The organism is Ilumatobacter nonamiensis YM16-303 (assembly GCF_000350145.1).
In the GTDB taxonomy this organism is placed as follows: Bacteria; Actinomycetota; Acidimicrobiia; order Acidimicrobiales; family Ilumatobacteraceae; genus Ilumatobacter_A; species Ilumatobacter_A nonamiensis.
Genome location: NZ_BAOL01000217.1, coordinates 1 through 11,415, shown reverse-complemented (window position 1 = coordinate 11,415; position 11,415 = coordinate 1). Strand labels below are relative to the sequence as shown.

12 protein-coding genes are annotated in these 11,415 nt (G+C 66.8%); 8 read left to right on the top strand and 4 right to left on the bottom strand.

Annotated features, from left to right (window positions below):
- A partial coding sequence (locus ON45_RS17680; protein WP_040495620.1) for an MMPL family transporter occupies window positions 1–1,813 on the bottom strand: 1,813 nt, incomplete at its 3' end.
- A 191-nt stretch (window positions 1,814–2,004) separates the two neighbouring features.
- Between ON45_RS17680 and ON45_RS17675 the strand changes: the two genes are divergently transcribed.
- Both ON45_RS17675 and ON45_RS17670 read left to right on the top strand, forming a co-directional pair.
- Window positions 2,005–2,712 (top strand): response regulator transcription factor, encoded by a 708-nt coding sequence (locus tag ON45_RS17675; protein ID WP_040495619.1) that lies wholly within the window; start codon window positions 2,005–2,007, stop codon window positions 2,710–2,712.
- Between the two features lies 1 nt (window position 2,713).
- On the top strand, window positions 2,714–4,096 hold the full coding sequence (locus ON45_RS17670; RefSeq protein WP_040495618.1) for a sensor histidine kinase: 1,383 nt from the start codon (window positions 2,714–2,716) through the stop codon (window positions 4,094–4,096).
- 53 nt (window positions 4,097–4,149) lie between these two features.
- On the opposite strand, the gene ON45_RS17665 is transcribed toward ON45_RS17670, so the two are convergent.
- The 3 genes from ON45_RS17665 to ON45_RS17655 form a co-directional block, all read right to left on the bottom strand.
- On the bottom strand, window positions 4,150–4,998 hold the full coding sequence (locus ON45_RS17665) for an ABC transporter permease (RefSeq protein ID WP_040495617.1): 849 nt from the start codon (window positions 4,996–4,998) through the stop codon (window positions 4,150–4,152).
- Complete coding sequence (locus ON45_RS17660) at window positions 4,995–5,882, bottom strand: ABC transporter ATP-binding protein (RefSeq protein WP_040495615.1); 888 nt, start codon at window positions 5,880–5,882, stop codon at window positions 4,995–4,997. Before ON45_RS17660 ends, ON45_RS17665 begins: the two co-directional genes overlap by 4 nt.
- Window positions 5,883–6,061: 179 nt before the next feature.
- Window positions 6,062–6,367: a ferredoxin gene (locus ON45_RS17655; protein ID WP_051063314.1), complete on the bottom strand. Its 306-nt coding sequence runs from the start codon at window positions 6,365–6,367 to the stop codon at window positions 6,062–6,064.
- A gap of 157 nt (window positions 6,368–6,524) precedes the next feature.
- On the opposite strand from ON45_RS17655, the gene ON45_RS17650 reads away from it, so the two are divergent.
- The 6 genes from ON45_RS17650 to ON45_RS17625 are packed head-to-tail and all read left to right on the top strand — an operon-like array spanning window position 6,525 to window position 11,398.
- Window positions 6,525–7,442, top strand: a complete 918-nt coding sequence (locus ON45_RS17650; protein WP_051063313.1) for a phosphatase PAP2 family protein — start codon at window positions 6,525–6,527, stop codon at window positions 7,440–7,442.
- Window positions 7,363–8,082, top strand: a complete 720-nt coding sequence (locus tag ON45_RS21820) for a DUF4129 domain-containing protein (protein WP_051063312.1) — start codon at window positions 7,363–7,365, stop codon at window positions 8,080–8,082. Before ON45_RS17650 ends, ON45_RS21820 begins: the two co-directional genes overlap by 80 nt.
- A 20-nt stretch (window positions 8,083–8,102) precedes the next feature.
- Window positions 8,103–8,564: a hypothetical protein gene (locus ON45_RS17640; protein ID WP_040495613.1), complete on the top strand. Its 462-nt coding sequence runs from the start codon at window positions 8,103–8,105 to the stop codon at window positions 8,562–8,564.
- 28 nt (window positions 8,565–8,592) lie between these two features.
- Window positions 8,593–9,573, top strand: coding sequence for an AAA family ATPase (locus tag ON45_RS17635; RefSeq protein ID WP_040495611.1), 981 nt, complete (start codon window positions 8,593–8,595; stop codon window positions 9,571–9,573).
- On the top strand, window positions 9,570–10,850 hold the full coding sequence (locus tag ON45_RS17630) for a DUF58 domain-containing protein (protein ID WP_040495609.1): 1,281 nt from the start codon (window positions 9,570–9,572) through the stop codon (window positions 10,848–10,850). The genes ON45_RS17635 and ON45_RS17630 overlap by 4 nt, the downstream gene beginning before the upstream one ends.
- Window positions 10,847–11,398, top strand: a complete 552-nt coding sequence (locus tag ON45_RS17625) for a hypothetical protein (RefSeq protein ID WP_040495607.1) — start codon at window positions 10,847–10,849, stop codon at window positions 11,396–11,398. The genes ON45_RS17630 and ON45_RS17625 overlap by 4 nt, the downstream gene beginning before the upstream one ends.
- Window positions 11,399–11,415 lie beyond the last annotated feature (17 nt).

Here is an 11,415-nt window from a genome sequence, read left to right as displayed (position 1 = left end):
CGTAGTCCATCGACAGCCCGAACAGGATGGCGAAGAGCATGATCGGCATGAAGCTGATGATCGGCACCGTGGTGTCGAGCCCGATCAAGTCCTTCATCCAGCCCCACTGGAAGACCGCCACGACCACGCCGAAGCTCGACACGATGCTGAGCAGGATCGCCAGCGACGCCTTCAGCGGGACGAGGATCGACCGGAAGGCGACCATCAGGAGGAGGAACGTGAGTCCGAGCACGACGATCATGAACACGGGCAGCGCATCGGCCAACTTCTCACTCACATCGATGTTGGAGGCCGTCGATCCGGTGAGCGAGATCTGCGTGCCGGTGTCGGCCTCGATGGAAGGAAAGACGTCGTCACGAAGGTGATGGACCAGGTCGTCGGTCGCGGCTTCGGCCGGACCGGTGGTCGGGATGGCCGAGAACACGGCCGTGTCGCCCGCCTCGTTGAAGTTCGCCGGGCTGACCTGGACGATGTCCGGATCGGCACCGATCGCGTCGCTGTATGCCATGACGACCTGCTCGGGGTCGTCCGAGCCTGCCGCGTCGACCACGACGGTGAGTGGACCGTTGAACCCGTCGCCGAATCCTTCGCCGAGCAGGTCGTACGCCTGGCGCTCGGTCGTCGATTCGGGTGCCGTGCCCGCGTCGGTCATCCCGAGCCGCATGTCGAGCATCGGCAGTGCGAGTGCACCCATGACCAACAGGGCCCCGACGAGCGACACCGCGGGACGCTTGGTGACCGCTTCGGCCCACTTGTGTCCCAGGGTCTCCTTGTCGACCGCTCTGGTGCGGGTCTTCGTGAACGGCGCCTTCCAGCGGTCGATGTTCGTTCCGCAGAAGCCGAGCATCGCGGGAAGCAGCGAAACGGCAACCAGGACGGCGACCAACACGGTGAACGCGGTCGCGAAACCCATCGCCGTGAGGAACGGAATGCCGACCACGGCGAGCCCGGAGATGGCGATCACCACCGTGCCGCCTGCGAACACGACGGCGGAGCCGGCGGTGGCGTTCGCACGAGCGGCGGACTCTTCGACGCTGAGACCCTCCGACAGATTCTGGCGGTGACGGGTGACGATGAAGAGGGCGTAGTCGATACCGACGGCGAGGCCGATCATCGTCGCCAGGGTGGGTGCCGTCGACGACAGGTCGATGAACGCCGAGGCGAGTGTGATGCTCGTCAGACCGATCCCGAGACCCACGATCGCGGTGAACAGGGGCAGCCCCATGGCGAGCACGGAACCGAACGCGAACAGCAGCACGACGACGGCGACGGCCATGCCGATCAACTCCGACGTCGGAGGATGCTGCTCATGGTTGCCTTGGATGACCTCGCCGCCGAACTCCACCTGGACCCCGGCGGACTCGGCGATCGCGCCGGTCTCCTCGAGCAGCTCGACGCCGTCGAGTCCCACGTCGGTGGTCTCGAGGCTGTAGCGGACGTCGGCGTAGCCGATCGACCCGTCCTGGCTGATCGTGCCGGTCTCGAACGGGTTCGTCACCAGGATGACGCCGTCGAGTTCCCCGACCTCGGCCAACGATGCGTTGACCGCGTCCGCGGAGTCGGTCAAGGGCGAACCGTCCTCGGTGGCGAACACGATCTGTCCCGACGTGCCCGATTGAGCGGGGAAACGCTCATCGAGGAGGTCGAACGCCTCCTGCGACTCGGTGCCAGGGATCGTGAATGAATCGCTGGTCTCGGTGTTGGCGACCTGAGAGCCGACTGCGATGGCGACGAAGACGCCGAGCCATCCGAGCAGCATCGCCTTGCGATGCCGGACGGCGAACCGTCCCAGCTTGTAGAAGAAGGTGGACATCGAGGCTCCTTGGAAGCGTGGGGGTGGAGATCGCGGGAGGGTTCCCGGATGCGACACCCATTCAGCGCCATCGACCTCAAGAATTCCTGAGAACGAGCCCGAAGTCGTCTGGGAACGCTCTGACCGACCTCGGGGACGACGCTCAGCTGATTCTCAGGAAACTCTGAGACCGATGTGATTGGATCGCGGTCATGGCCGCACGCGAATCCGTTCCGAGTCGCAAGATTCTCGTCGTCGACGACGAGGAGTACATCACCGACCTGCTGTCCACATCGCTCCGATTCCAGGGCTTCGAGGTCGCGACCGCCGGCGCCGGACTCGAGGCCCTCTCAGCAGTTCAGAGCTTCGGTCCGGACCTGATCATGCTCGACGTCAACATGGCCGACATCGACGGATTCGAGGTGTGTCGACGCCTCCGCTCCGACGGCGACCTGACACCCGTCATCTTCCTGACGGCCAAGGACACCAAGGAGGACATGCTGTCCGGGTTCACCAAGGGCGGCGACGACTACATGACCAAGCCGTTCAGCCTCGAAGAAGTCGTGGCGCGTATCCAGGCGGTCCTGCGCCGCAGTGGGACGGCTCCGGCTGACGACGCCACGGTTCACCGATACGCGGACCTCGTCATGGACGACGACACCCACCGTGCCACCCGGGACGGTGAGCTCGTCGAACTGTCACCGACCGAGTGGAAGCTGCTGAGGTATCTCCTCATGAACGCCGAACGTGTGCTGTCGAAGTCGCAGATCCTCGACCACGTCTGGCAGTACGACTTCGGAGGCGACGCCAGCTCGGTCGAGACGTACATCAGCTACCTCCGCAAGAAGATCGACCGTGTCGATCCGAAACTGATCCAGACCGTGCGCGGAGTCGGCTACACGATCCGCACGGGAGACTGAGGTGACCCGTCGCCGCGCTCTGGCGCTCGTCTTCGGAGCGCTCGTCGCGGTCTTCGTGATCGGGTCCGCCTTCGCGATCACCAGCACTCGCAACCAGTTGCTCGACAACATCGACGACAACCTCGCGAACCAACTCGAGCTCAACGCGCAGGTCCTCAACTCGTTCACCCCTGATGCGCTGGACGAGATCGACGTCAGGAACAGTCCCCTGGCGATCACCGTCGTGGACGAGTTCGGCCAGATCGTGATCGACCTGCCCGCCGGACCGATCACCGATCCGGAGCCCCCGCCCGACCTCCCACCGAGCCGGATCATCGACCGGAGCGGCACGACCTTCACGGTCGACGGAACCGACGACGGACCGAAGTATCGGGTGGCGGTCGACCGGCTCGACAATGGCAGTCATCTCGCGGTCTCAGCGCCACTCGACGAGGTCAACGAGACCCTGCGGGTGCTCGGTCGCACGTTGTTCATCACCCTCGTGTCCATGATGGTGGTACTCGGGGCGATCTTCTGGCTGCTGCTCCGCGCCAGCCTGCGCCCCTACGACGAGTTGGTCGACACGGCCGAGGCGATCGCCGACGGCGACATGGACCGGCGCGCGGTACAGACGACACCGGATCCCGACATCGCACGGCTCACCAGTTCACTGAACACCATGCTCGATCGTCTTCAGGCGTCGTTCGAGGAACGCCAACGGGCCGAGGACCGCGTCAAGCAGTTCGCGGCCGATGCATCGCACGAACTCCGCACACCCCTGACCACGATCGCCGGATACTCGGAGGTCTATCTCTCGGGTGCCGCGACCGACTCCGAGTCCGTTCACAAGCAGATGACTCGGATCAACAGCGAAGCGAACCGGATGGGTCGATTGGTCAACGACCTCCTCGCCCTCGCCCGACTGGATCAGGGCCGCGGCCTCGAGTTCCATCCGGTCGAGATCGGATCCCTCGTCGCCGACGTCGTGACCGATGCCCAGGCGATCGACCCGGCTCACGCCTTGAGCTATGTGTCCAGCGCGGACGAGGAGCGCGTCAGCGGCGATCGCGACGCCCTGCAGCAGGTGTTCGTCAACCTCGTCGCCAACACTGCGGTCCACGCTCCGGGTTCCAACGTCGACGTCGCGGTCACCGCACAGAACGGCGTCGTCACCATCACCGTCGCCGACGATGGACCGGGCATGAGCACCGAGGTTGCCGCCAGTGTGTTCGACCGCTTCTTCCGCGCCGAGGGCCCCCGCGCGACCAGCGCGCGCGGCTCGGGCCTCGGTCTCTCCATCGTGGCCGCGATCGTGGAAGCCCACGGCGGAACGATCACCGCCGAGTCCGAACTCGGCACCGGTTCCACCTTCACGGTCGTGCTCCCGACCCTCCCGCCCTCCTGAGCGGTTCGCGCACGGAGCCGCTGGACCGAATCACGAGAACGGTCGGGGCCGTCCTAGTTCTGGAGGTCGCGGCGGAGGAAGAGCTGCCAGCCGGCAACGACGGCAACGACGGTGAGGGCGAACGGCCAGAGGATGTCCCAGGTCAGCCCGTTGACCATCATCGCGTCGTCGATGAACCAGCGCCACGGTGAGATCCAGGTGAGGAACTCGAGGTCGCCCGTCACGTTGGAGAGTGTGTAGAGCACGTACCCGGCGACCGCGAATCCCGAGGCCCCGCCCATCGCCCATCCCTTGCGGCCCGATGCCGCACCGAGGAGGTACGCGATCGCTCCCGAACCGAGCGCCACGGCGAACGCTGCGAGTCCACCGACGACGAGCTGGCCGAAGGTGAGTCCCGAGGCGGTCGACGTGCTCCCGTCCGCACCGGTGATCGTGACGGAGTCGTACAGGTCGAACAACGGAGCCGTGATGGCGACGGCAACGAGGTTGACGATCGCGGAGATGAACAGGATCGTGACCATCCCGGCGGCGCGCGCCATCGCGATGGCGCTGCGCGTGACCGGCTTGGACAACACGTACTCGAGCGTGCCGTCGGCCTCGTCACCGGCGATCGCCGCGGTACCGAGCGCGATCGCCAGTGCCATCATCAACCACGGAAGCTGGTTCGAGTAGTTGGCCGCCCACAGGAACCCGGTCGGCGTCTGCGGGTCGATGCCGTCGCTCAGCCCGAGCATCGACGACGTCGTGCTTCCCGACTCCGCGTTCTCACCGAGGCTCTGCCCGAGGCTCGAGAAGAACGCTGCCGTGACCACGCTCACGGCGGCGATCGAGACGCTCCACACGATCGTGGAACGGCGACGGTCGCGCAGCCATCGACGGTAGATCTCGAATGCTCCGCTCATCGGCCGGCCTCGTGGGAGTACGTGTCGAGGAAGATGTCCTCGAGGTCGTTCTTCTCGGTCTGGATGTCGACCGCACCCAACTCGGCGGCGCGGGCGAGCACCGCGGTGACGGGGCCGTCGACATGGATCGACAGCTGCCTGTCGGCGACCTGCACGTTCGACACGCCCTCGACCCCGTCGAAGGATGAAACGTCCGGCGCATCGGGGAAGGTGAGCGTGATGTTGCCGGTGCTCTTCGTGCGGAGTTCGTCCATCGACAGCTGCTGAGCGAGCTTCCCCTGGTCGATCAGGCCGACCCGGTCGGCGACCCGGTCGACGTCGGACATCACGTGCGACGTCAACCACACGGTGGCGCCCCGCTGCTTGTGTTCGATGACCATGTCGCGGAAGGTGTCCTGCAACACGGGGTCGAGTCCGCTGGTGGGCTCGTCGAGGATCAGCAGGTCGGGATCGTTCATGAATGCGAGCACCAGGCCGACCTTGCGGCGACTCCCGGTCGACAGCTGGTGGAACGGTCGATCAGCGGTCAGACCGAGGCGATCCATCAGCGCCTGCACCTTGGCCGTGTCGGGCTCGTGTCCGATCGAACCGAAGTAGTGGACCGCCTCGATCCCGGTCATCGTCGGAGGCAGGTTGAGGTCGCCGGGCAGATATCCGATCCGGGAGCGCACCTCCGGGTCCGCACCCGACCCACCGAGGACCTTCACGGACCCCGAGGTGGGCCGGAGGAAGTCGAGGAACATCCGTGCGGTCGTGGACTTCCCCGCGCCGTTGCGTCCGAGGAACGCGTAACACTCACCTTCGCCGACGGCGAGATCCAAGTCGTCGACCGCGGCGAAGTCACCCCACTTCTTCGTGAGACCCTGCGCTTCGATCACCGTCATCGGAGTTCCCCCATCGTCGTGCCGGAGCAGCGGACCGCCGCCCGCCTGTTTGCTACTCGAATGTGGTGCTCCGTTTCAACAGGGCTGCCACCAGCCCAGGCCCGGTGCAACACGGAATCAGTTCGATGCGACGATGTCCGAGATCGGGATCCTGCGGGCGATGTTCGACCCGACCAGGCTCACACGCCTCGAGCGTCGATGGTTTCCTGGGCGTACGGCTCGATCATGATGCACTCGCCCGGGCATTCTTCTGCGGCCTCGACGGCGTCATCGATCAACCCGTCGGGAATGCGTGCGACTCCGTTGCCCATGTCCGGCCCGTGACCGTCGCCGGACCCTCCATCGAAGACGATGCTCGTCCCGAAGTGCGACGCTTCCTCCTTCACGACCCACAGACCGTCGTCGCGCTCCTGGAAGACGTCGGGGCAGATCTCCGAACAGATGCCGTCACCCGTGCAGAGGTCCTGGTCGATCCAGACCATCAGTGCCGTGCTCATCGTTTCTCCGATCGCGCTGTCGTCCCGATGGCCGTTCCATCGACTCGGACTGCTCATTGCACGCTAGCCCCTCGCCCGCGGCTCCCTGCGGTGAACCCCAGGACACTCTGAGTCGTTTCCCAGGTTGGGCCCGTACGTTGACCGCGTGTCGACGACATCGCACCCGCCGCCTCGACCGGATCGACCGCTCGTCGTGCGGATCGGGCGCGAGGTGACGTTGATCGTTGCGTTCTACGCCGTGTATTCGGCGGTCCGGAACTCCTTCGGGTCAGCAGCGGTCGATCCGGCGCGTGCACTGGCGAATGCTCACGTGATCATCGACATCGAGCGATCGATCGGCTTGTTCTTCGAGCAGAGCCTCCAACGCCTCGTGATCGACGCGGAGTGGTTCATCTGGGCACTCAACGTCTTCTACGGCTCGCTGCACTTCGTCGTCACGATCGGCGCCCTCGTGTGGGCCTTCCTCCGCGCGCCGAGTGCGTACCGACGGTGGCGCAACACGCTCGCCGTGACGACGGGGCTCGCCATCGTCGGATTCAGCATGTTCCCGGTGATGCCGCCTCGACTGTTGGCGGATTGCGGACCCTACGGTGCATGCGCCGGGCCGGCGATGGTCGACACGGTCGCCGAGTTCGGCGGTCTGTGGTCGTTCGACTCCGGTGCGATGGAGTCGGTTTCGAACCAGTACGCGGCGGTCCCGAGCCTCCACATGGCTTGGGCGCTGTGGTGCGCCCTCCTGCTCGTCCCCCGCATCACGAACCGTGTCGGACGGGCGCTCCTCGTCGCGTACCCCATCGTCACGTTCGTCGCCATCGTGATCACGGCGAACCACTTCTGGCTCGACGCCGCGCTGGGTGCTGCGACCCTCGGAATCGGGTACGCGGTGGCCATGGGCGGCGAGTACCTGCTCGGTCGCGCTCGGAGTGTGCGTGTCCCTGAAGCCGACACTGTGAGCTTCGAGGGGCACCCTGTACTCTGCGACGGTGGACCGGCGGCTGGGGACGATCGTGCTCGCCGGCACGCTGATCGCCGTCCTGTTCGCTGCGGTGGCGACACGCGGTGACGTCGAGTACTTCGACAGCGCACCGAGTTTCTCCAGCGATCCGCCTGCCGCGCGGACGGTCACCAACGGTCCCGAACCCATCGTCGTGGCCGACGAGTGGAGCGAGGACGAGCCGATAGAGATCCCCGGGTTCATCACACTCATCCTCCGGTTGGTCCTCATCGGCGGGCTCGTCGCTCTGCTCGCGCTCCTCGCTGTTCACGCGTGGAGGAATCGCCCGAAACTTCGTTGGCGGCGCCGATCGCCCCCACCCGACTTCGACGTGCTCGACGAAGTGGCCGCCGCGATCGCCGACGACGCGGCCGAACAGCGAGCAGCACTCCGTCGCGGGGCTCCGCGCAACGCGATCGTCGAGTGTTGGCTCCGGCTCGAAGCCGCCGTGTACGACGCCGGGGTGGCACGGAACCCGGCCGACACGTCGGCAGAACTGACCGCACGCGTGCTCGCACGATTCTCGATCGATCAGAGCGCGCTCACCGATCTCGCCGCTCTCTACCGCGAGGCTCGGTTCTCGACCCACGACATGGACGAATCCACCCGTGACCGTGCCATCCACGCCCTCGACGCCGTCCATGCGGGTCTCGGTCGACAGGATCGTTCCGTGGTGGGACCCGTCGATGCGACCGGGGCTTCGACGTGAGGCCGTGGGCCCAGCCCGCCATGGCGATCGCGGGTGCCGCGATCGCCGTCGTCGTCGTGATGTTCCTGCTCGGAATGGGTCCGAGCATCCTCCTCGTCACCGCCCTCGTGGCGGTGATCGGCGTCGGCATCTGGTTCGTCCTCGACCTGTCGATCGTGGCCGTCGGTTCTGACGGGTTTCCGACCGCCGTGGCTCCGCCACCGACGGTGAGCGCCGACCGGCGGGTGGCGAGACTCCGCAGCGGACTGGCCTACGGCCGCTCGAGCGATGACTCGTTCGAACTCCTCCGCGCGTCCCTCGTCGAACTCATCGACGACCAGCTGCTCGCCGTCCACGAGATCGACCGCCTCAGCGACCCGGCGGCCGCGAGCCAGGTTCTCGGGCCCGAACTCACACGGTTCGTCGAGGACGAACGCACCGTGAAACAGCTCGCCCGACCGCGCTCACTCGACCGCATCGTGACGCTGATCGAACAACTCTGACCATCGACCAGGAGATGATCTCGCCCACATGAAGCACATGGAACTGAACGACGTCTCGAGGCTCTCCGCGGCCGTGCTCGACGAGGTCGAGGTCGCGGTCGTCGGAAAACGCGAACCACTCACCCTGGTCCTCGCCGCGATCCTCGCCGGCGGTCACGTGCTGCTCGAGGACTTTCCGGGTCTGGGAAAGACGCTGGCGGCTCGGTCGTTCGCCCAGACGCTCGGGCTCGCGTTCTCCCGGGCCCAGTTCACGCCCGATCTCCTCCCGGCCGACCTCACCGGCTCGTTCGTCTACGACCAGCGTTCCAGCGAGTTCACGTTCCGGCGCGGTCCGCTCTTCACCGGCCTCCTGCTCGCCGACGAGATCAACCGCACGCCTCCACGCACCCAATCCGCTCTGCTCGAGGCGATGCAGGAACGCCAGGTCACGATCGAGGGAGAGACCTTCAAGCTCGACGCGCCGTTCCACGTGCTCGCGACGGCGAACCCGGTCGAGTACGAGGGGACCTACCCGCTCCCCGAGGCCCAGCTCGACCGCTTCATGATGCGCACCAGCTTCGGCTACCCATCGGCCGACGACGAATGGGGTGTGCTCCAGCGGCGGATGGCGCGCCAGCACGAGGAACAGGACCTGCGCCAGATCACCGATCCCGCGACGCTGATCGCGATGCAGGCCGCCGTGGAACGAGTGGCGGTCGACGAGGACGTGGGTCGCTACTGCGTCGCGTTGACGGCCGCGACCCGCGAACACCCGCACGTACTGATGGGCGCGTCTCCACGAGGTGCGCTCGGTCTGCTCCTGGCATCCCGGGCGTTCGCGATCATCGCCGGTCGCGACTACGTGACCCCCGAGGACGTCAAGGCGGTTGCCGAGCCGGTGCTCGCGCACCGCATCACGGTCAAACCGGAGATGTGGATGAGCAAGGTCACCGGCAGCACCGTCGTCGCCGCGGTCGTCGGAAAGGTGCCGACACCGACCGGACTCGAGGCGACGCCGGTCCAACCGTGACCTGGCGTCCGACGGTCGCCTTCATGCGCGCCGCGGTCGCGGCGGTCGTCCTGATCGCGATCGCGGTCGTCTGGCGCCGACCGGACCTCCTGGTCCTGGCTGCACCGATGGCGGTCGTCACCGTGTGGTCGTTGCTCACGAAACCGACCGGCGACCTGTCGATCGAGGAAGGATTGACGCACCCGACGATCCGCGAGGGTGACGCCACCCGGTGGCGAGGCACCCTCTCGGGCAACGAGCACCTCGACCTCGTGGTCGCCTCGATGGGCGACGCCCCGTGGTTCGACCGGCGTCCCGCATCCGGTGTGGCGGTGTCGCAAGCCACCAACGGCCGGGCGACGGTCGAGGTGGAGGTCCGGTCGACGCGGTGGGGTGTCCGGCGCCTCGAACCCGTGTGGGTGACGGCCACCACACCGTTCGGAGCGTTTCGATGGTCCACGACAACGGCTCGCCACCCGCTGACGACGCACCCGGTTCCGACCGTCTTCGACACCGACGCGTGGGCTCGACCGAGCGATGGGCTCATCGGCCTGCATCGCTCGGCACGTCCCGGCGAGGGCAATGAGTTCGCCGGCATCCGTTCGTTCCGCATGGGCGATCGGATGCGTCGGATCAACTGGGTCCGTTCGCAACGCGCCGGCGAGCTCCAGGTCAACGCGACGTTCGCCGATCTCGACACTCACGTCGCGCTCGTCATCGACGCGTCGGACGACTTCGGTGTGAGCGAAGGGTTCGAGGGGTTGTCCTCCAGCCTCGATGCGAGCGTGCGCGCCGCCGGAGCGATCGCCGAACACTACGCACCGCGGGGCGAGCGCGTGTCGTTGCGCACCTTCGGCTCCGAACGGCCGCACATCGTGCCGCCAGCCACCGGTCGGGCCCAGGTCCGACGGATTCTCGACACGCTGGCGGGTGTTCGACCGTCGAGCGAGTGGAGGACCGGCGTCCCCGCCCACGACCCGCGCGGCGTCGTGGGCCAGCAGCTGACGGTGATGTTGTCGCCGCTCATCGCTCCCGACGCGCTCGACTCCGCCGTCTCACTCGGCCGCCACGGCGTGCCGGTCATCGTCATCGACACCCTCCCCGATCACATCACCGCCGACGAGGATGCGTACACCGCACTCGCCTGGCGCATCAGGCTCCTCGAGCGGCGCCAGGAACTGCGCATGGTGCAGGCAGCCGGGATTCCGGTCGTGCGGTGGCGCGGACCTGGAAGCCTCGATCAGGTCATTCGCGACATCTCACGTCGCGCCGCCGGTCCGCGGGCGGTCGTTCGATGAACGACGGACGGCTGCAGCGCTGGCTCGACCAGATCGCGCTCACGTCTTGGCAACGCTGGGCGTTGATCGCGGTCGCGATCGCCTCGGCGGCGGGCGCGTCGACGACGTCCGCACTCGCGGCGGGTCATCAGACCGCCGGGTTTCTCGTGCTGATCATCTCAACCGCCTGCCTCGCGACCGTGCGCGCCGACGAACACACGGCACTCATCACCGAAGTGCTGATCGTCTGGCAGTGGATCGCGACCGTCGACGATGTGAGCACCGCGTGGTCGCTCCTCGCGGCGATGTTCCTGTTCGTGTTCCACTCCACCATCGCGATGATGGCCGTGACACCGATCGGGGCCGTCGTCGGTCGCGACGTCGCGCGGCTGTGGCTCGTCCGGGCTGCGGTCGTGATGGTGGCAACCGTCGCGATGTGGATCATCGTGGTCGTCCTCGATCAGGGCAGCCTTCCCGGCAATCCGCTCCTGACGGCGGCCGGGCTCGCGGTGCTCGCCGGACTCATCGTCCTCGCCCGCCATCGCCTCGCCCCCGACCCGTTCTCGTGAACAGTTCGCGCACGGAG

Coding starts and splice junctions, on each gene's coding strand:
- ON45_RS17675 (WP_040495619.1), top strand. CDS start 2,005: ATGGCCGCACGCGAATCCGTTCCGAGTCGCAAGATTCTCGTCGTCGAC.
- ON45_RS17665 (WP_040495617.1), bottom strand. CDS start 4,998: ATGAGCGGAGCATTCGAGATCTACCGTCGATGGCTGCGCGACCGTCGC.
- ON45_RS17660 (WP_040495615.1), bottom strand. CDS start 5,882: ATGACGGTGATCGAAGCGCAGGGTCTCACGAAGAAGTGGGGTGACTTC.
- ON45_RS17640 (WP_040495613.1), top strand. CDS start 8,103: ATGGCGATCGCGGGTGCCGCGATCGCCGTCGTCGTCGTGATGTTCCTG.
- ON45_RS17635 (WP_040495611.1), top strand. CDS start 8,593: ATGAAGCACATGGAACTGAACGACGTCTCGAGGCTCTCCGCGGCCGTG.
- ON45_RS17625 (WP_040495607.1), top strand. CDS start 10,847: ATGAACGACGGACGGCTGCAGCGCTGGCTCGACCAGATCGCGCTCACG.